Here is a 24,589-nt window from a genome sequence, read left to right on the forward strand (position 1 = left end):
CGGGTTATGAGTGTGAAGCAAGCCACAGGCGGTTCCGCCGCAAATATCCCTATTGATGCAGACGCCCCGATCGACGCAGATACCCCGATCGACGCAGATGCCCCGGCCGGGGCGGTAAAGCCCGCGAAGGGCGAGTCCCGCACGGACATGGTGGGCAAGGCGCTGGGCCTGCTGGTGCTGCTGGGGGACGAGCCCCGCGGGGCCAGCGCGGCGGAGATTTCCCGCCGCGCGGACCTTCCGTTCAGCACCACCTACCGGCTTCTGGGCTCGCTCACCCGCGACGGATTCGTGGACTACGAGCCGGATGGCCGCCGCTACCACCTCGGCCTGCGCATCTTCCAGCTGGGCCAGGCGGTCTCCAACCACCACGGTTTTGCCGGCACCGCACTGCCCATCCTGCGACGCGTCACCGAGCAGACAGGGGAGGCCACCATCCTTTCCGTCCGCGACGGCATCCACCACCTCACGGTGAACAAGGTGGACGGCCCGCAGACCTTCCGGGTCACCAGCGATCCCGGATTTCTCGGCGCGCTGCACACCACCTCGGTCGGCAAGGCACTCGTCGCCTTCGCGGAGGACGAAGACCGCGAGCGGCTGCTCGAGGAGCTCCCGCTGGAGCCGCTGACCAGCCTCTCCATCACCGACAGGGATGCGTTCCGCGCCGAAATCGAGAAGGTCCGGCGGCAGGGGTATGCCGTCATGGACGAGGAGAATGAGCTCGGCATGCGCGCCGTGGCCGTGCCTGTCTTTAACTCCCAAGGCGCCGCCTTCGCCTCCCTGGCCACTGCCGTTCCCGTGTTCCGGCTCAGCATGGAGGCCCTGGTGGCGCTGGTGCCCCTGCTGCAGGCGGCTGCGGCCGAGCTGTCCGCCCGGCTGCCGCAGCGATAAATGCTATGCCGGCCTCCGTTTGTTCGTATGTAGAACACTAGTGCAATATATGAACTTTTGCTGTACCGTTATTTCCATCACCCGGTCCGACCGCGCATCACGCGCCAATAATGGCCGGGTGCCTCTGCCGAAGGAGCCGCCCGCATGAGCAATCGAACCGAGTCCTACCTCATAGGGCTTGTCGGTGATGGCGTAATGCCTTCGCTCTCACCCCACATGCACGAGCGCGAAGGTGACATTCAGGGCGTCCGGTACCTCTACCGGCCCATCGACCTGCACGAGCTCGACCTCCCGGCCTCCGCCGTCGGCGACCTGCTGCAAAGCGCCTACCGGATGGGCTTCAACGGGCTGAACATCACCCACCCCTGCAAGCAGCTGGTCCTCCAGCACCTCGACGAAATCGCCCCCGACGCCGAACGGCTGGGCGCCGTGAATACCGTGGTGATCCAGGACGGCCGGTTCATCGGCCACAACACTGACTTCTCCGGCTTTGCCGCCGCCCTCGCGTCCGGGCTTCCGGACGCCGCGCTGGAGCACGTGGTGCAGCTGGGAGCGGGCGGCGCCGGATCCGCCGTGGCCTACGCCCTGCTCACGGCCGGCGTGCAGATGCTGGACCTGGTGGACATGGATCCGGCGCGCAGCGCCGAACGCGCCGCTGAGCTGGCAGGCTTCTTCCCGGACCGCACCATCCGTGCGCGCACGACGGCGGAGCTGCCGCAGCTGATGCCCGCCGCCGACGGGCTGGTGCACTGCACCCCAATGGGCATGGCCGCCCACCCGGGCACGCCGCTGGACATGGCGCTCGTCGAGCCCCGGCACTGGGTGGCGGACATCGTCTACCGCCCCATCGAAACCGAGCTGGTCCGCGAAGCCCGCGCCAAGGGCTGCCAGGTGCTCGACGGCGGACGCATGGCCGTGGGCCAGGCCGCCGACGCCTTCCGGATCTTCACCGGCCTCGAGCCGGACGCCGACCGGATGCGCGCCCACTTCCTGGAGCTCATTGCCGCGGAAGAGGTGGCCGTCTGATGCGCACCGGTATCGCCACCGTCTGCCTCTCCGGCACGCTGAAGGAAAAGATGCAGGCCTGCGCCATCGCGGGCTTCGACGGCATCGAAATCTTCGAACAGGACCTGGTCACCTCCCCGCTGAGCCCCGAGGATGTCCGCAGGATGGCCGCGGACCTGGGTCTCACGCTGGACCTCTACCAGCCCTTCCGCGACTTCGACAGCGTCCCCGGGGATCTGCTGGCAGCCAACCTCCGCCGGGCCGAGGCCAAGTTCCGCCTCATGTCCCGGCTGGGTATGGACACCATCCTGGTCTGCACCAACGTCGCCACCGCCACGATTGACGACGATGACCTCCGCGCATCCCAGCTTGCCGCCCTCGCGAAGCTCGCCGGCGAGCACGGCATTCGGGTCGCCTATGAGGCCCTGGCGTGGGGCAAGTACGTCAACGACTACGAGCACGCCCACCGCCTCGTGCAGATGGTGGACCACCCCAACCTCGGCACCTGCCTGGACTCCTTCCACATCCTCTCCCGGGACTGGGACACCGCCCCGATCGAGGACATCAGCGCGGAGAAGATATTCTTCGTCCAGGTGGCCGACGCCCCCAAGCTCTCCATGGATGTGCTCTCCTGGAGCCGGCACTACCGCGTCTTCCCGGGCGAGGGCCAGTTCGAGCTCGCCAAGTTCATGGGGCATGTGGTCCGCGCGGGCTACACCGGGCCCGTGTCGCTGGAGGTTTTCAACGACGTCTTCCGCCAGTCCGACGTCGAACGCACCGCCGTCGATGCCATGCGCTCGCTGATCTGGCTGGAGGAGCAGAGCGCCAAGTGGCTGGACGCGAACGCCTCAGCCCCGGGCACCGCCGGTGCGATGGGCACTCAAGGCACGGCCCGCCGTCGTTATCCCATGGAACTGGCAACACTGCCGCAGGTGGCAGAGCCTGCAGGCTTCAACTTCGCCGAGGTCAAGGCCGCCGACACCGGCGTGCTGGAAACGGTCCTCGGACAGCTCGGCTTCGAGTTCAACGGCCGCCACCGCACCAAGGACGTCCAGCTCTGGACCATGGGGCACGCCCGCGTGATCATCAACGAACAGGCGCCCGAAGCGGCCGAGCCGGCCATCGCTGCCCTCGGCTTCGACGTCGATTCCCCGGTGATTGCCTCCGCCCGCGCCCAGCAGCTCAAGGCCCCCGTGGTTCCGCGCAAGAGCCAGGCCAACGAGGAGGTGTTCCAGGGCTTCGCGGCCCCGGACTCCACCGAGATCTTCCTGTGCCAGGGCAACCCGGACGGCACCGCTGCCTGGACAGCTGAATTTGGTGAAGGGCTCGAGGTTCCCTCCGGCGCCCGCACTGCCGTGATCGACCACGTGAATCTGGCCCAGCCGTGGCAGCACTTCGACGAGGCTGTCCTCTTCTATACAAGTGCGCTGGCGCTGGAACCGCTGCCGTACGCCGAGGTTGCGAGCCCCAGCGGACTGGTCCGTTCGCAGGTCATGCAGACCGCGGACCGGGACGTCCGCCTGGTCCTGAACCTCGCCCCGCTGATCCAGCAGGAAGGTGCCCGCAAGAGCTACCAGGAGCACATCGCCTTCGCGGTGGATGACCTGGTGGCCACCGCCCGCACGGCCCGCGACCGGGGGCTGGCCTTCCTGCAGATCCCGGAGAACTACTACGAGGACCTGGCCGCACGGTTCGATCTCGACCCCGGCTTCCTGGCCACGCTCCGGGAACTGAACCTGCTGTATGACCGCGACGCCGACGGCGAGTTCCTGCACTTCTACACCGCCACCGTGGGCAGCGTGTTCTTCGAAATGGTGGAACGCCGCGGCCACTACGACGGCTACGGGGCGCCCAACGCGCCGGTGCGGCACGCCGTCCAGTACGACCACCTGCACCAACTGACGCCAAGCAACCGCTGATCGCCCAAGCATTGACCATGAACTCATTGAATTGCCCAACCACAGATTGAAAGGAGGCTGCTGTGCCTGAAGACGTGAATCTGGCAACGTACAACGCCGACGCGCTGACCGAGGACCTGTCGGACGCAGTACCCGCAACCCCGGCCGCCCCGCAGGCCGTCCCCACGGAACTCCCTGCTGAAGCGCAGCGCGTGGAAACCCAGCAGGATCTCAGTGCCGAGATCAAGGCCATCGGAGACGCCTACGCCCGTGCCCTGAAGGGCGGCGCGGCTCCGGAGACGCAGCCGCGGCTGGACTTTCCGCCCTACCGCAGCAGCCTCCTGCGCCACCCCACCAAGAGCCTGCACCACGCGGACCCGGAAACCATTGAGCTGTACTCCCCGGCATTCGGCCACCAGGACGTCCACGCCCTGGAGTCGGACCTGACCATCCAGCACAACGGCGAACCGCAGGGCGAACGCATCATCGTTGCCGGCCGCGTGCTCGACGGCGACGGCCGCCCCGTTGCCGGGCAGCTCGTGGAGATCTGGCAGGCCAACGCCGCCGGCCGCTACATCCACAAGCGCGACCAGCACCCCGCACCGCTGGACCCCAACTTCACCGGCGTGGGCCGCTGCATCACCGGCCCGGACGGTTCCTACCGCTTCACCACCATCAAACCGGGCGCCTACCCGTGGAAGAACCACCTCAACGCCTGGCGGCCCGCGCACATCCACTTCTCGCTGTTCGGCCAGGAGTTCACCCAGCGCATCGTCACGCAGATGTACTTCCCGGGCGACCAGCTCTTCCCGCTGGACCCGATCTACCAATCCATCGTGGACCAGGATGCCCGCGACCGCCTCGTGGCCACCTACGACCACGACCTGACGGAGCCGGAATGGGCGCTGGGCTACAACTGGGACATCATCCTGACGGGCTCCAAGCGGACCTGGACCGAGAACGAGGCGCTGGGCGCGGAAGGCGACGACCATGAGTAACTCCACCAAGCTGGTTCCCACCCCGGGCCAGACCGTCGGCCCGTTCTACGGCTACGCCCTGCCCTTCAACAAGGACCGTGAACTGCTGGCACCGGGGTCGCCGGGCACGATCCGCCTGCAGGGCACTGTCTACGACGGCGCCGGGCACCCCATCCCGGACGCCATCCTGGAAATCTGGCAACCGGACACTGAGGGCAACATCGTCCACCGCACCGGCTCGCTGGTCCGTGACGGCTACACGTTCACCGGTTGGGGCCGCAGCGCCGTCGGCAACACGGGCGTCTACACCTTCACCACCGTCAACCCGGGGCCGACCGAACCGGGCGCGGCAGCCTTCATCTCCGTGGCGGTCTTTGCCCGCGGCCTGATGAACCGGCTCTTCACCCGCGTCTACCTGCCGGAGAACGAGGAAGCACTGGCCAAGGACCCGCTGCTGTCCTCGCTGGACCCGGAGAGCCGCCAGACGCTGATCGCACGCCGCGATGGGGACGGCGGGCTCACCTGGGACATCCGCCTGCAGGGCGAAGGCGAAACCGTCTTCCTTGACTTCCAGCGAACCGAAGCTGAATCGGGAACCCAAGCCGGGGGCGCTGCAAAGTGAGCGGGCTCCTCAGCCCGGTCTCGGCGTCGCCCCTCGTGGAGGCGCTGACCGGCGACCGTGCCGTCCTCGGGGCCATCCTGGCCGTCGAGGCCGGCTGGGCCGCTGTGCTGGAGCAGCACGACCTTGCCCCGTCCGGGTCCGCTGCCGTGGTTGCCCACGCCGCCGATGCCTCCCGGTACGACCTTGTCGATATCTCCCGCCGTTCCCAGGGCGGCGGCAACCCGGTGATCCCGCTGCTGGCCGATCTCCGGGCGCAGGTGAAGGCGCTGGATACCGCCGGTATCGGCGCCGGAAAGGCGGTGCACACCTCGCTGACCAGCCAGGATGTGCTGGACACCGCCCTGATGCTGATGGCCCGCAACACCGTTGAGGCGCTGCTCGCCGATGTTAAGGGCACGACGGCGGCGCTCGCCCGCCTGGCGGAACAGCATGCGGACACGCTGTGCGTGGGCAGGAGCCTGACCCAGCACTCGCTGCCGTTCACGTTCGGGCTGCGGGCTGCGCAGTGGTTCCATGGGCTGGCGGCCGCGGCACGCCGGCTCAAGGTGCTGGAACTGCCGGTGCAGTTCGGTGGCGCGGCCGGAACGCTGGCCGCCGGGACGGTGCTGACTTCCGGCTTCGCCACCGACCGCCATGCGACTGACCCCTTTGCCCTTTCGGACGCGCTGGCCGCCCAGCTGGGACTCGCCGCCGCACCGGCGCCGTGGCACACCAACCGGCTGGCCGTGACGTCGCTCGGCGACGCCGTTGCCGCCGTCGTGGACGCCCTGGGCAAGATCGCCGCCGACGTCCTGTTCCTGAGCCGTCCCGAGGTGGCCGAAGTAGCGGAACCGCGCGCCAAGGGCCGCGGAGTTTCCTCGGCGATGCCGCAAAAGCAGAACCCTGTGCTGTCCGTGCTGGTCCGCAGCGCCGCCCTGCAGGCCCCGGGCCTGGCTGCGCAGCTGCACCTGGCCGCAGCCACCTTCAACGACGAACGCCCCGACGGTGCGTGGCACACCGAATGGCCGGCCCTGCGCCAGCTGCTCGCCCTGGCCCTCGGCGCCGCCGGCCACCTGAGGGAACTCGCCGAGGGCCTGCAGGTCTTCCCGGACGCCATGCGGCGGAACCTGGACCTGTCCGGACCGCTGCTGCTCAGCGAAGGGGTCTCCGCCGGGGTTTCACTCCTTTTCGGGGATGCAAACGCGTCCGCTGCCGACGGGAAACAGCAGCTGCAGGCCGTCGTCGACAAGACGCTCCAGGTTCCGGCCGCCGAACAGTCCGCCACCTACCGCCGGCTGCTCCGGGAGGCCGTCCCCGCGGACAAGCTTTCCGGCGAGCGGCTTGAGGCGCTGCTCGACCCCGCCAGCTACCTCGGGCAGGCAGCCGAGATCTCGCGGCGGATCCTGGCCGCGTTCCCGGACTTCGCGGGTGTTTCAATCCCAACAGCTGCAACCCAACCAGCGTCAACCACACCAGACGGAAACGGAGATTCCCGTGGCTAAACCAGCAGTGAAGGCAGTGCTGCTTTCGCCTCAGCGCGCACTGGGCGATAAACCGCTCCTGATCGTCGGGCCGTCGCTCGGCACGTCCTCCGTGCTGTGGTCCAAAGTCGGTTCCCTCCTGGGCAACGACTTCGATGTTGTCGCCTGGGACCTTCCCGGCCATGGTGTCTCTCCGGCCGCTGCCGAAACCTTCAGCGTCGCCGACCTGGCGGACGCCGTCGTCGAACTTGTCGACTCGATCGCGCCCGGTGAAAAGTTCCACTACGCCGGCGTGTCCTTGGGCGGCGCCACCGGCCTGCAGCTGGGCATCAAGCATGCCGACCGGCTCAAGAGCCTCTCCGTGCAGTGCTCCGGTGCCAAGCTCGGCACCCCCGAGGGCTGGCTGGAACGCGGCGAGACCGTCCGAAGCCAGGGCACCCCGGTGATGATCCAGGGCTCGGCCGAACGCTGGTTCGCACCCGGGTTCATGGACCGCGACCCCGAACTCAGCAGCCGGCTCCTGCACTCGCTGCGCGATGCCGACCGTTTCAGCTACGCCTTCTGCTGCGAGGCCCTGGCCTCCTTCGATGTCCGCGACCAGCTGGGCAGCATCACTGTCCCGACGCAGGTGGTGGCCGGTGCGCTGGATGGGGTCGCCCCGCCGTCGATGGCAGAAGAAGTGGCCGCCGGAATCACCGCGGGCGGTGGCACCGCCTCCGCCGCCACGCTCGGGGGTGTGGCACACTTGGCGCCCGCCGAGGCGCCCGCACACACGGCCGAGCTGATGCGCAGCCTCATCGCCTGGGCCGAGACCCGTGGAGCAGCCAAATGAGCGGCGCCGAAGCTACTGGTACCCGGACCTCCGGCGCTGAGCGCAACGGTGTGGTGCAGCCGGGTGCCACCAGCCAGGAGATTTACGACGGCGGCATGGTGGTCCGGCGCGAAGTGCTCGGCGACGCGCACGTTGACCGCGCGAACGCCAACATGGACGCCTTCACCGAGGACTTCCAGGACATGATCACCCGCATCGCGTGGGGCGGAATCTGGACCCGTCCGGGCCTGCCCCGGCAGATGCGCTCCGCCGTCACCATCACGGCCATGGTGGCGCACGGGCACTGGGAAGAACTGGCCATGCATATCCGCGCGGCCATCACCAACGGGCTGAGCAGGGACGAAATCAAGGAGATCCTGCTGCAGACCGCCATTTACTGCGGAGTTCCCTCCGCGAACACCGCCTTCAAGACAGCCCAGCAGGTCTTCCATGACATGGACACCCCTGCAACTGACACCCCTGCCACGGACAACGCAGCCACCCCTGCAACTGACACCCCACCCAACTAGCTCGCAGTAGTTGTCGTTTTGAGCCCTCAAAACGACATTAAGTGCGAGCCAGTTGGGCCCAGACAATTCGAGGAATTCATGAACCAGGCTTTTGTTTACGACGCCGTACGCACGCCGTTCGGGAAGTTCGGCTCCGGTCTTGCCGGGGTGCGGCCCGACGACCTTGCCGCACATGTGATCAGGGAGTCCGTGAAGCGTGCTCCCTCGCTGGACCCTGAGCGGATTGACGAGGTGGTGTTCGGCAACGCGAACGGCGCAGGCGAGGAGAACCGCAACGTCGCCCGGATGGGCACGCTGCTGGCCGGGCTGCCCGTCTCGATCCCGGGCACCACGGTGAACCGCTTGTGCGGATCGTCGCTGGACGCGGCGATCATCGCGTCGCGGCAGATCAACGCCGGCGACGCGGACGTGGTGCTGGTGGGCGGTGCCGAGTCGATGAGCCGTGCGCCGTGGGTGCTGCCGAAGACGGAAAAGCCGTACCCGGCCGGGGACATGACGCTGGCCTCGACCACGCTGGGCTGGCGCCTGGTGAACAAGGCCATGCCGAAGGAGTGGACCATCTCCCTGGGCGAGGCGACCGAGCGTTTGCGGGAGAAGTACGGGGTGACCCGGGCGCAGCAGGACGAGTTCGCCGCGAACTCGCACAATCTGGCCGCCGCCGCGTGGGACGAGGGGTTCTACGACAACCTCGTGGCCCCGGTCCCCGGCACCGACCTGGTCCGCGACGAGGGCATCCGCCCGGGTTCGTCGGCGGAAAAGCTCGCTGGGCTGAAGACGGTCTTCCGTGCCGAGGCCGACGACGCTGCGTCCGGTGCCACCAAGGGCGGCACGGTCACGGCCGGGAACGCCTCCCCATTGTCCGACGGTGCGTCCGCGGCGTGGATCGGGTCCGAGAACGCCGCCTCGATCCTGGGCCTGGAGCCGCTGGCGCGGATCGCCGGGCGCGGTGCGCACGGCAACGACCCCCAGTTCTTCGGCTTCGCCCCGGTGGAGGCGGCGAACAAGGCCCTCGCGAAGGCGGGCATCGGCTGGGACCAGGTGGGCGCCGTCGAACTTAACGAAGCGTTCGCCGCGCAGTCCCTGGCGTGCATCAATGCCTGGGGCGTCGACCCGTCCATCGTGAACCGGCACGGCGGCGCGATCGCGATGGGCCACCCGCTGGGTGCATCCGGCACCCGGATCCTGGGCACCCTCGCCCGGTCCCTGCAGGCCTCCGGCCAGCGGTGGGGTGTCGCGGCGATCTGCATCGGCGTCGGCCAGGGCCTCGCCGTCGTCCTCGAAAACGTAACCGCTTCTAACGGAAAGGCGTAGGCGATGCTGAATTTCATTGACACCGTCGGGGAGGCCGTCGCGGCCGTCAAGGACGGCTCCACCGTGATGATCGGCGGGTTCGGCAACGCCGGGCAGCCGTTCGAACTGATCGACGCGCTGCTGGAATCCGGCGCCACGGACCTGACCGTGGTAAACAACAACGCCGGCCAGGGCGACCAGGGCCTCGCTTTGCTGATCAAGGAAGGCCGGGTCCGGAAGATGATCTGCTCGTTCCCGCGCCAGTCCGACTCCTGGCACTTCGACGCCAAGTACAAGGCCGGGCAGATCGAACTCGAACTGGTCCCGCAGGGCAACCTGGCCGAACGGATCCGGGCCGCCGGCGCCGGGATCGGCGGGTTCTTCACCCCCACCGGGTACGGCACCATGCTCGCCGAAGGCAAGGAAACCCGCATCATCGACGGCCGCGGCCAGGTCTTCGAAACCCCCATCCACGCCGACGTCGCGCTGATCAAGGCGCTGAAGGCCGACCGGGTGGGGAACCTCGTGTACCGCAAGACGGCGCGGAACTTCGGCCCGATCATGGCGGCCGCGGCGAAGCACACCATCGTGCAGGTGTCCGAGATCGTGCCTACCGGTTCCCTGGACCCGGAGAACATCGTGACCCCCGGGATCTACGTCAACAGCATCGTCCGTATTGATTCCAGCGGGGCCGCCGGCGCCGGCTCCGACCTGAAGGAACAGGTGGCCTGAGATGAGCCTTGTAGAAACGTCCATCCAGACCTCCGAAACCCCGCTGGGCCGTGACGACCTCGCCCGGCTCGTGGCCCGCGACATCGCCCCCGGCTCGTTCGTAAACCTCGGCATCGGCCAGCCCACCCTGGTCTCGAACTACCTCCTGCCGGAACAGAACATCACGCCGCACACCGAGAACGGCATGCTCGGCATGGGCCCGGTGGCCACCGGCGACCAGATTGATGAGGACCTCATCAACGCCGGCAAGATCCCCGTCACCGAACTCCCGGGTGCGTCCTACTTCCACCATGCCGACTCGTTCGCGATCATGCGCGGCGGGCACCTGGACATCTGCGTCCTCGGCGCGTTCCAGGTCTCCGCGACCGGTGACCTCGCCAACTGGCACACCGGCGCACCCGACGCGATTCCTGCCGTGGGCGGTGCGATGGACCTGGCCACCGGCGCCAAGGACGTCTTCGTGATGATGACCCTCCTGACCAGGGAAGGTGCGTCCAAGATCGTTGAAGCGTGCACCTACCCGCTCACCGGCGTCGGCTGCGTGACCCGCGTGTACACCGACAAGGCCGTCTTCCTCACCGGCCCCGACGGCGTCCGCGTCCGCGAAACCTTCGGCTGCACCCTCGAGGAACTCCAGGAACTGGTACCCGTCCCCCTCACGGCAGCACCCGCCGTCGGACAGTGACCACACTGCTCTCCTCTCAGCGCGAACGGACACTTGTGGCCCTTGGCGTGCGCGCCACCGGGGTCATAAGTGTCCGTTCGCGCTTGGCGGCGGCGCCGGAAGCGCCCGTTCGCGCCGATTAGGATTGGTAATCATGACCGACGCAGCAGCAGGGACCCCGCCCCAGGTGGGCCGCCCGCCCAAGGACGCGGCGCCGACGGCGAGCGACCAGTACGTGCAGTCGCTGGCGCGGGGGCTCGCGGTGATCCGTGCGTTCGACACCGAGCACGCCGACATGACGCTCACCGAGGTGGCCGCCCGCACCGGTCTCACCCGTGCCACGGCCCGGCGCTTCCTGCACACGCTCGTTGAGCTCGGCTACGTCCGCACCGACGGCAAGACCTTCGCGCTCACGGCCCAGGTGCTGCAGCTCGGCTACGCCTACTTGTCCGGTCTCTCCCTCCCGCAGCTGGCCCAGCCGCACCTGGAGGAGCTGTCCTTGAAGCTCGGCGAATCCACGTCCGCCGCTGTTCTGGACGGTACCGATATCGCCTACATTGCCAGGGTCACCACGCGCCGGATCATGACGATCGGCATCACGGTGGGCACCAGGTTCCCGGCCTATGCGACCTCGATGGGCCGGGTGTTGCTCGCCGGACTCCCGCCCGAGCAACTGAAGGAGTACTTGGCCGCAGCCGAGATCAAGCCGCTCACCCCGCGCGCCGTCGGCACGGTGAAGGACCTGCTGGCCGTCCTCGATAAAGTCCGGGCCCAGGGCTGGTGCCTGCTGGATCAGGAGCTCGAACTTGGCCTGATGTCCGTGGCCGCGCCGGTGTACCACGGCCCAAAGGTAGTGGCGGCCGTCAACGTCTCGCTGCAGGCCCAGTCCGTGGCAGCCAAACCGGATCCCGAGGCGTACCTTGAATCCGTGCGGAAGGAAATCGTGGCCACGGCAGAGCGGATTTCGGCGGACTTCTCCAGCGGCCGGTAGGTGAAGCAGGCATTGGCTGGTGCCCGGAAACTCTCGCCGGCGCCCTTCAGTCCCGGTGGGGGCGTGAGCGGAAGTATTGGTTGCGGCGGGGTTTTCGTCCCGGGTCGAGTTCTGGTGGTGGTTTGAACCAGGGGACTTCGTTGGTGACTTCGATGGTCCAGTTTTCCTTATGGATCAGGTGGTGGTGATAGCTGCAGAGGAGGACGCCGTTGCCGGTGCTGGTGGGTCCGCCGCGTGACCAGTAGGTGATGTGGTGGGCTTCGCACCAGGGTGCGGGCATGGTGCATTGCGGGAACGCGCAGCCTTGGTCGCGGGCCATGATGGCTTTGCGGATGTGGGGCGGGAAGATCCGTGAGGCGCGGCCGACGTCGAGGATGCGGCCGCCGGTGCCGAGGACGACGGGGATGAGGTCGGCGTCGCAGGCGATTTTGCGGATCGTGGCCGGGTTCACCGGCCCGCTGAACGCGAACAGGGCTGTGCCGTCGCCGGTTCGGGCGGCGTTGAGCGGACCGGCGGAGGCTGGCTGCAGATCCTGATCGCCTTGGGCCCACTGTGTGTCCAGCGCTCCTTGGAGACTGGCGGTGCTGGGCTGGCCCAGCCATTGCTCGACTCTGGCGAGCAGGTCGCGGTAGTCGATGGTGACCAGGATCTGCGGGCGGTGCCGCCGTTGGCGGGCAGGGCGTCGGTGGTGAGGGCGGTTTGGCAGGCGCCGACGAGCCCGTCGAGGCGTTTCTGCCCCTGCGACCGGTGATCCAGGTCGATTTCCGGTACACCCGGGCTGTCCCACCGGGCAAGGACAGCATCAGCATCCGCCGCCCCGCTGGTCCCGCCGCCGCCAGCACCTGGCCGCCATCGCCGTGGCCCCCGTTCCCGCCATCGCCGCCTGCCATTCCCGTCCGTGTTGGGCCGGGGTGCGGGGGTTGGTGGCGGTGTTCATGGCGGTGGTGAGGGTTTCGAACTGTTCGGGGGTGGCGAAGATTTCCAGGTGGTGCAGGCCGTGTTTGGGGCGGCGGATGAAGGCGCCCTGGATCTGGCGGAGCGCGGGTTCGGAGGGTTCGGGGCCGTCCTGGTCGATCGCCTCGGCCCAGTGCCGGGCGACGCGCGTGACGAAGTCGGCGTCATTGTCGATCGCCGTTTGAGTGAGTTCGTGTTCCATCGCGGCGGTGCGGGCGGGGGTGGTGAAGTGCCGGGCCCGGTCCAGGGCGAGGGTGATCGTGGTCGCGGCACGGGAGCTGACCTGGGCGGTGCTGACCGCCGTCGCGAGTTCCCCGTAGCGGGGCGGTAGCTGTTGGCCGCCGAATCCTGCCCTGGGAAGGATGGAGTCGGCCAGGGTGAGGCGGCGGCGGGCCTCGCAGGCGCTGATGCCCAGCCTGGTCCGAAGGAAATCCACGGTATTCCGGGAACCATCAGCATTGGGGTCCGCATCCGGGACGGGAACGGCGTCGGGGACCAGGGGTGCCGCGGCGGCGGTGAGGGCCGCGGTGCGGGACCTCTCCACGGCACCGGCGGCGACTACCTGCAGATGCTCCACCCTCCGGGAGAGCCGCTCAACCCGGTCCGCGAAATCAGCAGACCGGCCAAAGCTCCACAAGGCGGTGTCCTCGGCCGTGATCGCTTCCGACTCCAGCACAGCTATGGCCTGGTCAACCGCGTCCAGCTCAGCAGGGACGCTTTGAAGGGCGGTGGCACCGATGGAAGCGAACCCACCGGCTTGGGCGGAACCCAATCCACCGGCGCCGGGCTGCTCGGCCCGGTCTGCGGCGAATCCCCCAATGGCTTCCATAAACCCATTCTGATCAGGGGGTCTGACATTATTTGCCCCGTCGTCCGGTGTCCAACCGTCGGAAGAGCCGGGGTCGGAAACGGCCCCGCTGAGCCAGCCACCGCCCTCGTCCCCCGGGACGGAAGCGAACCCACCGGCACCGGGCCCTAAGACCCGGTCAGCAGCGAATCCCCCAACGGCTTCCATACACCCATTCTGATGAGGGGGTCGGACATTATTAGCGGTGGCAGGAAGTGCCGGGCGGGCTGGGAGTGTTAACTGCGTTCCTTGACCCCGCACCAGTTGGCGATGAACAGTGCAATACTCTTGGTGATGCGGCGTACCGACTCCACGGACACCCGCTCGTCGAACCCGTGGATCGCTTCGGAAACGGGCCCGTAGACCAGCGCCGGTGTATCCGCGTACAAGGCGAACACGCGCCCATCCAAATATCCGGGCGTCGTAAAGCTGGCGAGATCCCCGTCGAAGACCCGGCGGTGCGTCTGTTCCAGCAGGTTTTCGGCGTCGCTGCCGGGCTCGAGGACATAGCCCTCCGAGTAGAAGCCGGTCCGCGTGGGAACAGCGTGGATGGGCTCAGGTCCCCGGGACAGACCGGCCAGGCACTCCTCCAGCTCCGCCCAGGCCGAGTCGGCACTGATGCCTGGGTAGATGGCGGCACGGACGTCGAACTCGCACCAGGCGGGTACGCTCGACGGCCAGTCACCGCCGCTAATGCCCCCGAAGTTGAAGTTGATGGGATGCTCGAGCTTCTCGAAATAGGGATGGCTGCCGCGATCCGCATTCCACTTCTCTTCAATCTCGCGAAGGGCCGTCATGGCTGTGTACGCCGCATCGATCGCATTGAAGCCGGAGCCCATCTCGCGCGGGTGGGTGGGATTGCCGGTCACACGCACCTTGAACCAGAGAACACCAACATTGGCTCGCACCAGCATGTCCTCCTCTGGCTCCGGGATGATGACGGCGTCCGCCCGGTACCCGCGCAGAAGCGCGGCCAGTGAACCGTTGCCGGTGCATTCCTCCTCAACGACTGACTGGAAGTGGATCCGCCCCGCAGGTTCCAGACCGGCGGTGCGGACGGCGTCGAAAGCAAAGAGATTCGCGGTAAGTCCGGCCTTCATGTCTCCGGCCCCGCGGCCGTAGAGCCAGCCGTCAATGATCGGGGCATCCCACGGAGAGCGGGACCAGGCATCGTAGGGACCCTCTGGAACGACGTCGACGTGGCCGTTGAGAATCAACGACCTGCCTTCCTCGGCGGCTGGCCGGTAGGTTCCGACGACGTTGGTTACCCCCTCGTAGGAGACAGTCACCGGGCCAAAACCCTGGTGCGCGGAAAGTTCCCCCGGGTCCAGCTCCCACCGGTCCATCTCCAGTCCGCGCTGCGCCATCGCAGCATGCAGCAAGTCCTGGGCGCTCCCTTCGTGGGTGCGCAGGGAAGGGTGCCTGACGAGTTCCTGGGTGAACGCCAGCTGCGAATCAAAGGCGGCGTCCACGGCGTCAAGGATCCGGCGTGACTGTTCTTCGGTGATCATGTGGTCCTCTCCGCGGATACGGTGGGAATGCCGTGGGGGAGTACGACGGCGGGAAACGGCTGGGGGAGCCGGCCAACGGACGGCTCCCCCAGGAAAAAGTGATCTTTAGTTGTCGGTCACGATGCGCTTGTCCTGCACTCGCAGCCGCTCGCCGATCAGGCCGCCGGCCGCGGTCATCAGGGCGATGATGGCAAGGATCAGCGCCGCGCCCCAGGATTGGTTGCCGGAGACTCCGAGCATGGCGGTTGCAATCATCGGCATGAAGCCGCTCGTGGCACCGGCAATGTTGTAGCCGAGGGCGACGCCCGAGTACCGCAGCTTCGGCGGGAACAGCTCGGTCAGCAGCGCGCCGTTCACGGCATAGGCCACGCCGACGAGGACGATGCCGATGGTGATGGCCAGAGTGATCATCACCGGAGACTTGGTATCGATCATGGCAAACAGTGGGAATGCCGCGACGGCGGTCAGCAGGCCGCCCCACATAGTCACCTTGCCTGGGCCGATCTTTTCGGCCAGCCGTCCCATGAGGACCGTGATGATGATCTGAGCGACGGCGGCAATCAGGGTGGCGTTGACCATGACACCGCGGGGCACGCCGAGGCTGTTGGAACCGTAGCTGACGGTGAAGGTGGTGATCATGTAGAAACCACCCACGCCCAGCATCGCAGCGAGTACAGCGATAATCAGACGGCCGCCGGCGTGACGGAGGACGTCGAGAGCCGGAACTTTTGCGGTTTCCTCATGGGCGACGAGGTCCTTGAAGATCGGGGACTCCTCCACCTTCATCCGAATCCATAGCGCAACCACCAGCAGCGGGAACGCCAGCAGGAAGGGGATGCGCCAGCCCCAGGCGTCAAAGGTCGCCGAGGGGAACAGCAGCACCAGCGTGAAGGCGCCGGAGGAGAGCAGCGTGCCCACGGGCGAGCCGATCTGCACCAGGGCGGCGAAGCGGCCGCGCTTCTCGGCGGGGGCGTGTTCCACAGCCATGGTGACGGCACCGCCCCATTCGCCGCCCACAGCCAGGCCCTGCACGAGGCGAAGCACGGCGAGCAGGATGGGGGCGGCCAGGCCGATAGTGCCGAAGTCCGGCAGCAGGCCGATCAGGCCGGTGGCGACACCGATCATGACGATCGTGGTCAGCAGGGCCGGCCGGCGCCCGTAGCGGTCGCCGATGTAGCCGAAGAGAATGGCACCAATGGGCCGTGCAGCGAAGCCCACGCCAAAGGTGGCGAACGACGCGAGCAGGGCCGCCGTCGGGTCCAAATCTGTGAAGATGAGCCGGTTGAACACCAGCGCAGCTGCCGTACCGAAGAGGTAGTAGTCGTACCATTCCAGTGCGGTGCCGACGAATGCGGCACGGGCAATGGTGCCTGCATCCTTGCCCGAGATGGTGGGAGGAGCAACTTGTGCGCCTTCAAGTGAGTGTGACGTCGCCACGTGGATGCCTTTCGAACTGTGCGTGCCCCGTCCCGCAGCGTGTGCGGCGGCCGCAGCCTGAAGATTCCGTGAGTTCCCGTCCGGGGAAGCGGAGGGTGGACGCCTAGCGGATAGGGCTGGGCTACAAGTTCGAGAGTAGAGGAGTGCCAATCTCCTAAACAATGACATTTTTCACCCAGAATGCGGCTGTAACGTGTGCATTGTCACAAAGGGGATGATTCGTAGCGGGCAATGGAGACCAGGGCCAAGGCAGCCTGCGCCGGCACCGTCAGATCGAGTCCGATCACCTCCTGCAGGGCATTGAGCCGGTTGACCACAGTGTTCCGGTGGCAGTAGAGCTCTTCGGAGGTCAGTTTGACGGAGCCGGTGCGGCCATAGCTCAAGGCCACGTCCAGGAGGCGCTGGCGTTCATGCGGGCTGCACTTGTCCAGGGCGTTCCGTACCGGCGCGGCAAAATCAGGCAATGTTTTTTCAAGCATCTCCGCAGCGACGCCCATCCAGGTGTCGGCCATGGTGCCCAGCCGGGTGCCGGGTGACAGGTGCGTGGCCAGGACAAGCGCGGATGATGCTGCCTTGGGCACGGCGGCGAGCCCCTCTGCCTTTGGGATATAGCCAGCGGAAAAGTCAGGGCTGTTCTGCAGCCAGGTCTGTTCCTTGCGGACCGTCCGGAACAGATACAACGCACCGGACTTTTCAAACATGAAGGTCCGGCGGTCCGCCTCGTATTGCTGTTGTGCCTGTGTCACGGCGTCCCCGGTCACCGCGAGCACCTCAAAAATGTCTGAGGTCCGAACACCCAGGGCGGAAGCGATGTCCTGCAGGTCTGCCGGATTGGCATGGTCGAAGAGCCGGGTGAGCAGGCGTTGCCGGTAGAGCAGCTTGTTCCGGGCCAGGAGGGCTTCTTCCTCAGCAAAGGCCTGCTGGATGCTGCTGACGTAGCCTTCGACCGTATCCAGCAGGCGGTCCATGTTGGCCACGAGCACATCCATGTGGTCCTCGCGGGCCACCCGCTCCAGTCCCTTCCACAGGACCCGGAAGTCATTGCGGACTGCCTCCAGGAAAGCGTTCAGCGGAACACCCTGGCGCGCCCTGCGGATGGCCACCGCCCGCGGAAGGGCCTTCAGGTCGGGGGGGAGCGGGGCGCCGGCCAGCTGCAGCAGGAACATGTCCATGCTGTCCACCGCTGTCTGGTAAACGTCCTCCTCCGGGACGAGGGCCTCGTCGTAGGACACGGCCTGGAATCGCTCAAGGAAGTCGCGGACCAGGGCGTCGCGCTCCTTCCACAGCCTTTCGATGAGCTCCGCCCACTCGGGTTCGGTAGAGGGTTCCTGTGGAAACTTCCTGACTTTTACTTCCCTGGCTGTGGAGGTCGGCGTGCGGGTGTCCATAGACCCATTTTAGGCATTTGCCCAAGTCTTGGCCTCAAAGCGGCGGCTTTTTTCCATTGAGAACGATATTTTTCCAGTGTTGAATTACAGGGTCAGCAGGCAGCCACCTGCGCCGGCGCAGGGGGTTCCCGACGCCGGTACCACCGCCGGGAACCGCTTCGCGGGACCGGAAAGCGCACATCAACGCACACCACGAGGACTCCATGCTGGTCGATCTCCTAATCCGCAACGCACATATCCTGACCCAGGATCCTGCGCATCCGCAGGCACAGGAGCTGTGGATCCACGACGGAAAAATCATCGCTGTGGACGAGGGCCCTGACTGCGGACTGCAGGCACGGCGCACTATCGATGCGGCAGGCAGCACAGTAGTTCCGGGTTTCAACGACGTCCACGCCCACAGCGTCTGGTTCGGTTTGACCCTGCTGGAGGCTGATCTCAGCGCAGCAAGGAGCCCGGAAGACGTGTACGCCGTCATCGAAGAGGCGTCAGTGCCGCTCGCCGCGAATGAGTGGGTGGTCGCATCCGGCTTCAGCCCGTTGCTTGTGGCCGGCGCCCAGCCTGACCGTGACCGCCTGGACGAGGCCGCCGGGGGCCGGCCCGTTTGGATCAAGCATTCGTCGGGGCACGCCTGCACCCTCAACGGAGTCGCCCTTGACCTTGTGCTTAAGGACGTTGACCCGGACCGTCCGATTGAAGGCGGCGTGATCGTCAGGGACGAGTCAGGGCGGCCCACAGGGCTGCTGGAAGAAAATGCCATGCGCCTGGTCCAGGACCTCATGCTGCCGTATCCGCTGGAGACCATCGAGCGCGCCTTGGACCTGGCCACCACCCATTACCTCTCGGAAGGCATCACCAGCGTCACCGACGCCGGCATAGCCGGCGGCTGGATCGGGCACAGCCCGCGCGAATTCGTGGCCTACCAGAATGCCCGGGATAAGGGCCTGCTCAGCGTTCGGATGCAGCCTATGTTGGTTCTCGACGCTCTGCACCCAGTGACAGGTCACGCCTCGGAGCCGCAGGCAAGGGGCATCGGTGCGGGGATACGCACCGGGCTGGGAGACGACTGGCTCCGCCTGGGGTCCGTGAAGATCTTTAGCGACGGCTCACTGCTGGGCAGTACGGCGTACATGACCGAGGAGTACGTTGGCTGTACCCACAACCACGGCTACCTGCAGATGGATGCCCAGGAGCTCCGCTCGGCCGCACTGGAGGCCTACCGGGCGGGCTGGGCCATTGCGATGCACGCCATCGGCGACCGCGCCATTGACCACGCCATCGACATCATCAGCGAGGCCCAGGAAGCGTACGGGCTCAACTCCCTGCCCAACCGCATTGAGCATGGAGGTGTGCTCCGACCGGATCAGCTGGACAGGATCGCCGAGGCAGGGATCGTGGTGGTTCCACAGCCGCACTTCATCACAGAATTCGGGGACGGCATGGCTCGCTTGCTGGGCCCTCAACGGACAGAGATGTCCTACCCGGCCAAAAGCCTTCTGCAGCGGGGGTCAATTCTGCCCGGAAGTTCGGATCGTCCCGTTTCTGAGGGCCGGCCACTGAACGTGATGCAGTCATTTGTGGAACGCGTGACGCCGTCCGGCGCAGTGTACGGTCCGGCGGAACGGATCACGGCCGCCGAGGCGCTCGCCGCCTACACCACTGGCTCGGCGGCGGCCACCGGAGCGGCCGATACCAAGGGCAGGCTCTCGCCCGGATACCTCGCCGACCTGGTCTTCCTCGACCAGGATCCGACGGCGGTGGCCGCTTCGGATATCGCTGCCACGCAGGTGCTGGCAACCATGGTCGGCGGCCACGTGAGGTTCGGGACGGACAGATTCCCGGCGGCCAAAACAGATACGACAGAACTCGCGCCAGCGCTGAGCGGGAAGGAAACCCCATGAGCACCACCAACGAACAGTTCCTTGACGATTTCAGGGCCATGTCCACGTTCGGGGCGACGGCCGGGGGCGGCGTCGACCGCCAGGCCGGAACGGCAGCGGACCATGAGACCCGCCAGTGGTTCGGCGAGTGGCTGGCGCGGCACGGCTTCGACGAAAAAGTGGACCAGGCGGGCAACCAGTTCGGCACCGTCGAACTGGTTGCCGGCGCACCTTACGTCCTGGTCGGTTCGCACCTGGACTCGCAGCCGCTTGCCGGACGCTACGACGGCGCCTACGGCGTGCTGGCTGCCGCCCACGCCGCGGCCCGCGTTGCCGCGGAAGCCGCAGCAGGGAAGGTGCAGCCGCGCTACAACCTGGCGGTGGTGAATTGGTTCAACGAGGAGGGTAGCCGGTTCGCCCCCAGTATGATGGGCAGCTCGGTGTTCACCGGAAAGCTTGCCCTCGAGGCCGCACTGGCGACTACGGATGTGGCCGGGGAGACCGTCGCTTCCGCGCTGAAGTCCGGGCACCTTCGGCCGGCCCAGGACGCGCCCGATCTGACGAACGTGGCCAACTACGCCGAGATCCACATCGAGCAGGGCCGGATCCTGCAGGAGCAGGACGTCCAGATCGGCATCGTGGACAGGACGTGGGCCGCCAGTAAGTTCCGCGTTACCGTCAACGGGGCGCAGTCGCACACCGGTGCCACCCGGATGGAAGACCGCCAGGATGCCCTGTACGGCGCGGCGCTGATCATTGCGGCAGCACGGGACCTGACCGCGGAGTTTGAACCGGGGATGCTGCACACGTCTGTGTCCGAGATGCAGGTACTGCCCAACTCCCCCGTCACGATTGCCCGCCAGGTGCTCATGAACCTGGACCTGCGCTCGCCGGATGAGGACGTGTTGGCCCGTGCCCGCGACATCCTGGCCAAGTGGATCGGCGACGCCCAAGACCGTTCCCGCACTGAAATCCGGCTGGATCTGACGCACCAGTGGGGGCTGGTGGCCTACCAGCCTGAGGGTGTGGCGCTGGGGACTGCCAGTGCCCGGCACCTTGGCTTCAGTCACATGGACCTCATGACGGTGGCCGGGCATGACTCCACGAACATGAAGGATGCGGTGCCAACGGTGATGCTGTTCGTTCCGAGCGAGGAAGGAATCTCCCACAACGAGGCGGAATTCACCCGTGACGAGGATGCAGTCCGCGGAACAGAGCTTATGACCGAGGTGGTGCGCCGGCTGGTCCGCGGCGAACTCGCGCCAACCGGGAAGAGCAACGCCTAACTGCCGGCTCACCCTCCCGCCCGGCGCCCCGGGGCCATAGACTCTAGCCAACTACGTGCAGCAGCGCCGCTCCGTGAACCGCCCGAAAGGGAACCGAGGGGAGTCACCGCGCCGCTGCACCCGTTGGAAGGACGTGGCGGGTGAAGCTGGGCATAGCGCGGGAGCGCCGGGAAGGCGAACGGCGGGTCGCCGCGACCCCCGAGACGGTCAGGCAGCTCACAGGACTCGGGCTGGAGGTGCTGGTCGAGTCCCGGGCGGGTGTTTCCGCGGGGCATGCCGACGATGAATACCGTCAGGCGGGCGCCCATATCGTTCCGGACCTGGATCCCGCCGGGTTGGACATCGTCGCCCATGTCCGCCCGCTGGAGCTTCCGACGGCGGCAGCCCTCCGCCGCGGGGCGGTCACGGTTGGCTTGGCCTCGCCGTCGTCCGAACTCGCCACGGTCAGAGTGCTCGCCGAACACGGCGTCACGTCCTTCGCGCTGGAACTCGTTCCGCGCATTTCCCGGGCCCAGTCAATGGACGCACTCTCCTCACAGGCGCTCGTGGCCGGCTATCGGTGCGTCCTCGAAGCTGCCATCCGCCTGCCCCGCTTCTTTCCGCTGTACATGACCGCAGCCGGAACCGTCCCGCCCGCGCGGGTGCTGGTGCTCGGCGTCGGCGTGGCGGGGCTGCAGGCGATCGGAACGGCGAAGCGGCTGGGCGCCCGCGTCTCCGCCAATGACATCCGGCCCTCCTCGGCGGAAGAAGTCACCTCCATGGGCGGCACCTTCATCAAACTGGACCTGGAGACGGCGGAGGCAGCCGGCGGCTACGCCCGCGAGCTGAGCGCCGACCGCGGTGCCCTGCAGCGGCAGCTGCTCGCACCGCACGTTGCCGATGCCGACGTGCTGATCACGACGGCGGCCGTCCCCGGCAGACATGCCCCGCTACTGGTGACCCATGAAATGGTGCAGGGCATGCGCCCGGGATCGGTCGTCGTCGACCTCGCAGCGGAATCCGGCGGGAATGTTGAAGGGTCAGTTCCCGGCCGCGACATCCACGTCCCCACCGCCGACGGCAAGGGGACGGTCGCCGTCGTCGGGCTCAAGGACGCGCCGTCGGCCATGCCGGCTGACGCCTCCCGGCTTTACGCGAAGAACGTGGCCAACCTGCTGGCGCTCATGGTCCGGGACGGGACAGTGGCCCCGGATTTCGACGACGACGTGATAGCCGGTGCCTGCCTGACGCACGACGGCGTGGTGCGGCACCAGCCCACCGCTGAAGCTCTCAACGAACTCGCCAGTGAGCTGGCCAACGGACCAGTGAAGGCGTCGGAAAACGAAGGGGTGGCCTGATGGACGGCATCAGCCTGCTGACCATCACCGTGCTCGCGGTGTTTGTTGGCTTCGAAGTGGTGTCGAAGGTTTCCAGCACCCTGCACACACCCCTGATGTCCGGCGCGAACGCCATCCACGGGATCATTCTGGTGGGTGCCATCATCGTTGCCGGCCAGGCAACGCACCCCTGGATCCTCGCGGTGGGGCTGCTGGCGGTGGTCCTTGCCACGGCCAACCTGGTGGGCGGCTTTGTGGTGACCGACCGCATGCTGGAGATGTTCCGCGGCCGCAAGCCGGACAAAGCAGCCTTGCCCGGATCCGCGCCTGGTGCCGCGCCTGGTGCCGGGCAGGGTGAAACCGGGGAGAAGACGGAGGCCCGGCGGTGACCCTCCTCGACCCGAACGTCACCGCGCTGCTCTACCTCGCGGCCGCCGTCTTCTTCATCCTGGCGCTGAAAGGCCTGAACTCCCCGCGGACCGCCCGGCGCGGCAACCTCATCGGCGCCTTCGGTGCGCTGGTCGCCGTCGCCACCGTCTTTCTCTCCACCCGGCTGGACAACGTCCCCCTGATCCTCGGCGCAATCGCCGTCGGTTCCGGCGTGGCAGCGCCCGTGGCCCGGCGCGTCAAGATGACCCAGATGCCGCAGCTCGTGGCGCTGTTCAACGGCGTGGGCGGCGGTGCCGCCGCCCTCGTGGCCCTGCTGGAACTGCCGCATGCGGAGGACGCCTGGGTGCGCGTCGCCGTCGTCTTCACCCTGCTGGTGGGGGCGGTGTCCTTCGCGGGATCGGCCGTGACGTTCGCGAAACTGCAGGAGCTCATGACCACCCGGCCCGTGGTGTTTCCGGGCCTGCCGGTGCTCATGGGGATAGTCCTGCTCGCAGCGGTGGGAACCGCCGCCGCCGTCGTGCTGGGCGGGTCCCTCATCCTGGCGCTGCTGCTCCTGCTGCTGGGCCTGGTGGCCGGCGTGCTGCTGGTCCTGCCGGTGGGCGGCGCAGACGTGCCGATCGTCATCTCGCTGCTTAACGCCTTCACCGGCCTCGCTGTTGCGGCGTCCGGCCTGGTGCTGGGGAACGTGCTGCTGGTGGTTGCCGGCACGCTCGTGGGGGCGTCGGGCACCATCCTCACCCGGGCGATGGCCGCGGCCATGGGCCGCAGCGTGGCCGGCATCCTTTTCGGGGCCTTCCGGGGAGGTTCGACGGCGGGATCCACCGCCGTGAGCGACCGTCCGGTCCGCTCGTCCAGCCCGGAGGACGTGGCGGTGCTGCTGGGCTACGCGCAGCGCGTAATTATCGTTCCCGGGTACGGGCTGGCCGTGGCGCAGGGGCAGCACACCGCGGCGGAGCTGGCACAGGCCCTGGAATCCCGCGGAATCCGGGTGGACTTCGCCATCCATCCGGTCGCGGGGCGCATGCCAGGGCACATGAACGTGCTGCTTGCCGAGGCCAATGTGCCGTACGAATCGCTCAAGGAAATGGGCGAGATCAACTCTGAGTTCCGCACCGCCGACGTCGCGCTGGTGGTGGGCGCGAACGACGTCGTGAACCCGGCGGCCAAGACCACCGCCGGTTCGCCGATCTACGGGATGCCGATCCTTGAAGTGGCGGACGCCCGGCAGGTGGTGTTCCTGAAGCGGTCCATGCGGCCCGGGTTCGCCGGAATCGAGAACGATCTCATGTACGAGCCGCAGACCACGCTGCTGTTCGGCGACGCCAAGGAATCCCTGACAAAGGTGTTGGGCGCGGTAAAGGCCCTGTAGGGTGGGACCTTCGGGACCGCCAGCCCTTCTCGGCGCCCTTTCCGTCAGCGTTCCTTCCCGCCTCGCCGTTACCGAAATGTGACATTTGATGCCCACGTGCGATAGCCTCGGCGGGTGCCTTGGTTCCGCTCAGGGCATTCCCGGGCAGAATGCCGAGCCCTGCCGCTGACCGGGATCCGTTCGCAATGACCCGAAGGCAGGGACGGGGGAACCACGTTAGTACCGGCCTTGCCAGCAAGGCCTAGGGGTTAAGTCCAGACGCTCCGCGCAGCGGGCAATCAGGACCGGGTGACTCCCATCCGAACCCGACAGCTAACCCCGCAGGCATGGGAGAGGCCCATCA

General features: G+C 67.3%; 22 protein-coding genes and 1 riboswitch. Of the genes, 17 read left to right on the forward strand and 5 right to left on the reverse strand.

Annotation, left to right across the window (positions count from 1 at the left end; all coding sequences use genetic code 11):
* The first annotated feature begins 6 nt into the window (after window positions 1-6).
* The 12 genes from BWQ92_RS10765 to BWQ92_RS10820 all read left to right on the forward strand — a co-directional run bounded on the left by BWQ92_RS10765 (window position 7) and on the right by BWQ92_RS10820 (window position 11,868).
* Window positions 7-888, forward strand: coding sequence for an IclR family transcriptional regulator (locus BWQ92_RS10765; RefSeq protein ID WP_442856756.1), 882 nt, complete (start codon window positions 7-9; stop codon window positions 886-888).
* 144 nt (window positions 889-1,032) lie between these two features.
* Window positions 1,033-1,914, forward strand: a complete 882-nt coding sequence (locus tag BWQ92_RS10770) for a shikimate dehydrogenase (protein ID WP_076799504.1) — start codon at window positions 1,033-1,035, stop codon at window positions 1,912-1,914.
* Entirely contained in the window at window positions 1,914-3,812 is a 1,899-nt protein-coding gene (locus tag BWQ92_RS10775; protein WP_076799505.1) for a bifunctional sugar phosphate isomerase/epimerase/4-hydroxyphenylpyruvate dioxygenase family protein, read from the forward strand. The genes BWQ92_RS10770 and BWQ92_RS10775 overlap by 1 nt, the downstream gene beginning before the upstream one ends.
* A 62-nt stretch (window positions 3,813-3,874) precedes the next feature.
* On the forward strand, window positions 3,875-4,789 hold the full coding sequence (gene pcaH, locus BWQ92_RS10780; protein ID WP_172804275.1) for a protocatechuate 3,4-dioxygenase subunit beta: 915 nt from the start codon (window positions 3,875-3,877) through the stop codon (window positions 4,787-4,789).
* Complete coding sequence (gene pcaG, locus BWQ92_RS10785; RefSeq protein WP_076799506.1) at window positions 4,782-5,390, forward strand: protocatechuate 3,4-dioxygenase subunit alpha; 609 nt, start codon at window positions 4,782-4,784, stop codon at window positions 5,388-5,390. Before pcaH ends, pcaG begins: the two co-directional genes overlap by 8 nt.
* Window positions 5,387-6,871 carry a lyase family protein gene (locus tag BWQ92_RS10790; RefSeq protein ID WP_076799507.1) on the forward strand — a complete coding sequence of 495 codons (1,485 nt, stop codon included), beginning with the start codon at window positions 5,387-5,389 and terminating at the stop codon, window positions 6,869-6,871. The genes pcaG and BWQ92_RS10790 overlap by 4 nt, the downstream gene beginning before the upstream one ends.
* Window positions 6,864-7,682: an alpha/beta fold hydrolase gene (locus tag BWQ92_RS10795; RefSeq protein WP_076799508.1), complete on the forward strand. Its 819-nt coding sequence runs from the start codon at window positions 6,864-6,866 to the stop codon at window positions 7,680-7,682. The genes BWQ92_RS10790 and BWQ92_RS10795 overlap by 8 nt, the downstream gene beginning before the upstream one ends.
* A complete protein-coding gene (gene pcaC / locus BWQ92_RS10800; RefSeq protein ID WP_076799509.1) occupies window positions 7,679-8,191 on the forward strand; it encodes a 4-carboxymuconolactone decarboxylase in 513 nt (170 codons plus the stop codon). Before BWQ92_RS10795 ends, pcaC begins: the two co-directional genes overlap by 4 nt.
* Before the next feature lie 78 nt (window positions 8,192-8,269).
* Window positions 8,270-9,502, forward strand: coding sequence for a thiolase family protein (locus BWQ92_RS10805; protein WP_076799510.1), 1,233 nt, complete (start codon window positions 8,270-8,272; stop codon window positions 9,500-9,502).
* A gap of 3 nt (window positions 9,503-9,505) precedes the next feature.
* Window positions 9,506-10,213: a 3-oxoacid CoA-transferase subunit A gene (locus BWQ92_RS10810; RefSeq protein WP_076799511.1), complete on the forward strand. Its 708-nt coding sequence runs from the start codon at window positions 9,506-9,508 to the stop codon at window positions 10,211-10,213.
* A 1-nt stretch (window position 10,214) separates the two neighbouring features.
* A complete protein-coding gene (locus tag BWQ92_RS10815; RefSeq protein WP_076799512.1) occupies window positions 10,215-10,898 on the forward strand; it encodes a 3-oxoacid CoA-transferase subunit B in 684 nt (227 codons plus the stop codon).
* 133 nt (window positions 10,899-11,031) lie between these two features.
* The gene (locus BWQ92_RS10820) at window positions 11,032-11,868 is read left to right on the forward strand and encodes an IclR family transcriptional regulator domain-containing protein (protein ID WP_076799513.1); all 837 of its coding nucleotides are present in this window, start codon (window positions 11,032-11,034) and stop codon (window positions 11,866-11,868) included.
* A 46-nt stretch (window positions 11,869-11,914) separates the two neighbouring features.
* Here BWQ92_RS10820 and BWQ92_RS10825 read toward each other — a convergent pair whose 3' ends face one another.
* From BWQ92_RS10825 to BWQ92_RS10845, 5 genes are all read right to left on the reverse strand, one after another.
* Window positions 11,915-12,319, reverse strand: a complete 405-nt coding sequence (locus tag BWQ92_RS10825; protein ID WP_076799514.1) for an HNH endonuclease signature motif containing protein — start codon at window positions 12,317-12,319, stop codon at window positions 11,915-11,917.
* 351 nt (window positions 12,320-12,670) lie between these two features.
* Window positions 12,671-13,651, reverse strand: a complete 981-nt coding sequence (locus BWQ92_RS10830) for a DUF222 domain-containing protein (protein WP_076799515.1) — start codon at window positions 13,649-13,651, stop codon at window positions 12,671-12,673.
* Between the two features lie 254 nt (window positions 13,652-13,905).
* The gene (locus BWQ92_RS10835; protein WP_076799516.1) at window positions 13,906-15,180 is read right to left on the reverse strand and encodes an ArgE/DapE family deacylase; all 1,275 of its coding nucleotides are present in this window, start codon (window positions 15,178-15,180) and stop codon (window positions 13,906-13,908) included.
* A 105-nt stretch (window positions 15,181-15,285) separates the two neighbouring features.
* The gene (locus tag BWQ92_RS10840; protein ID WP_076799517.1) at window positions 15,286-16,617 is read right to left on the reverse strand and encodes an MFS transporter; all 1,332 of its coding nucleotides are present in this window, start codon (window positions 16,615-16,617) and stop codon (window positions 15,286-15,288) included.
* Between the two features lie 203 nt (window positions 16,618-16,820).
* The gene (locus tag BWQ92_RS10845; RefSeq protein WP_083706278.1) at window positions 16,821-18,005 is read right to left on the reverse strand and encodes a helix-turn-helix domain-containing protein; all 1,185 of its coding nucleotides are present in this window, start codon (window positions 18,003-18,005) and stop codon (window positions 16,821-16,823) included.
* Window positions 18,006-18,208: 203 nt separating this feature from the next.
* Here BWQ92_RS10845 and BWQ92_RS10850 point away from each other — a divergent pair, with 203 nt between their 5' ends.
* The 5 genes from BWQ92_RS10850 (at window position 18,209) to BWQ92_RS10870 (ending at window position 24,246) form a co-directional block, all read left to right on the forward strand.
* Window positions 18,209-19,906 (forward strand): amidohydrolase, encoded by a 1,698-nt coding sequence (locus BWQ92_RS10850; protein WP_076799518.1) that lies wholly within the window; start codon window positions 18,209-18,211, stop codon window positions 19,904-19,906.
* Complete coding sequence (locus tag BWQ92_RS10855; protein ID WP_076799519.1) at window positions 19,903-21,171, forward strand: M20 family metallo-hydrolase; 1,269 nt, start codon at window positions 19,903-19,905, stop codon at window positions 21,169-21,171. The genes BWQ92_RS10850 and BWQ92_RS10855 overlap by 4 nt, the downstream gene beginning before the upstream one ends.
* A 140-nt stretch (window positions 21,172-21,311) precedes the next feature.
* On the forward strand, window positions 21,312-22,508 hold the full coding sequence (locus BWQ92_RS10860; protein ID WP_076799520.1) for a Re/Si-specific NAD(P)(+) transhydrogenase subunit alpha: 1,197 nt from the start codon (window positions 21,312-21,314) through the stop codon (window positions 22,506-22,508).
* On the forward strand, window positions 22,508-22,876 hold the full coding sequence (locus BWQ92_RS10865; RefSeq protein ID WP_076799521.1) for an NAD(P) transhydrogenase subunit alpha: 369 nt from the start codon (window positions 22,508-22,510) through the stop codon (window positions 22,874-22,876). Before BWQ92_RS10860 ends, BWQ92_RS10865 begins: the two co-directional genes overlap by 1 nt.
* Complete coding sequence (locus tag BWQ92_RS10870; protein ID WP_076799522.1) at window positions 22,873-24,246, forward strand: NAD(P)(+) transhydrogenase (Re/Si-specific) subunit beta; 1,374 nt, start codon at window positions 22,873-22,875, stop codon at window positions 24,244-24,246. The genes BWQ92_RS10865 and BWQ92_RS10870 overlap by 4 nt, the downstream gene beginning before the upstream one ends.
* Before the next feature lie 178 nt (window positions 24,247-24,424).
* A riboswitch (cyclic di-AMP (ydaO/yuaA leader) is annotated at window positions 24,425-24,586 on the forward strand.
* Window positions 24,587-24,589 lie beyond the last annotated feature (3 nt).

The sequence above is a fragment of the Arthrobacter sp. QXT-31 genome, assembly GCF_001969265.1.
GTDB lineage: Bacteria > Actinomycetota > Actinomycetes > Actinomycetales > Micrococcaceae > Arthrobacter.

Excerpts from the sequence above, each read along its gene's own strand:
- BWQ92_RS10805 (WP_076799510.1), top strand. The coding sequence starts at position 8,270 with ATGAACCAGGCTTTTGTTTACGACGCCGTACGCACGCCGTTCGGGAAG.
- BWQ92_RS10820 (WP_076799513.1), top strand. The coding sequence starts at position 11,032 with ATGACCGACGCAGCAGCAGGGACCCCGCCCCAGGTGGGCCGCCCGCCC.
- pcaC (WP_076799509.1), top strand. The coding sequence starts at position 7,679 with ATGAGCGGCGCCGAAGCTACTGGTACCCGGACCTCCGGCGCTGAGCGC.
- BWQ92_RS10765 (WP_442856756.1), top strand. The coding sequence starts at position 7 with ATGAGTGTGAAGCAAGCCACAGGCGGTTCCGCCGCAAATATCCCTATT.
- BWQ92_RS10835 (WP_076799516.1), bottom strand. The coding sequence starts at position 15,180 with ATGATCACCGAAGAACAGTCACGCCGGATCCTTGACGCCGTGGACGCC.
- BWQ92_RS10830 (WP_076799515.1), bottom strand. The coding sequence starts at position 13,651 with ATGGAAGCCATTGGGGGATTCGCCGCAGACCGGGCCGAGCAGCCCGGC.
- BWQ92_RS10810 (WP_076799511.1), top strand. The coding sequence starts at position 9,506 with ATGCTGAATTTCATTGACACCGTCGGGGAGGCCGTCGCGGCCGTCAAG.
- BWQ92_RS10845 (WP_083706278.1), bottom strand. The coding sequence starts at position 18,005 with ATGGACACCCGCACGCCGACCTCCACAGCCAGGGAAGTAAAAGTCAGG.
- BWQ92_RS10815 (WP_076799512.1), top strand. The coding sequence starts at position 10,215 with ATGAGCCTTGTAGAAACGTCCATCCAGACCTCCGAAACCCCGCTGGGC.
- BWQ92_RS10775 (WP_076799505.1), top strand. The coding sequence starts at position 1,914 with ATGCGCACCGGTATCGCCACCGTCTGCCTCTCCGGCACGCTGAAGGAA.
- BWQ92_RS10770 (WP_076799504.1), top strand. The coding sequence starts at position 1,033 with ATGAGCAATCGAACCGAGTCCTACCTCATAGGGCTTGTCGGTGATGGC.
- pcaG (WP_076799506.1), top strand. The coding sequence starts at position 4,782 with ATGAGTAACTCCACCAAGCTGGTTCCCACCCCGGGCCAGACCGTCGGC.
- BWQ92_RS10865 (WP_076799521.1), top strand. The coding sequence starts at position 22,508 with ATGGACGGCATCAGCCTGCTGACCATCACCGTGCTCGCGGTGTTTGTT.
- BWQ92_RS10855 (WP_076799519.1), top strand. The coding sequence starts at position 19,903 with ATGAGCACCACCAACGAACAGTTCCTTGACGATTTCAGGGCCATGTCC.
- BWQ92_RS10850 (WP_076799518.1), top strand. The coding sequence starts at position 18,209 with ATGCTGGTCGATCTCCTAATCCGCAACGCACATATCCTGACCCAGGAT.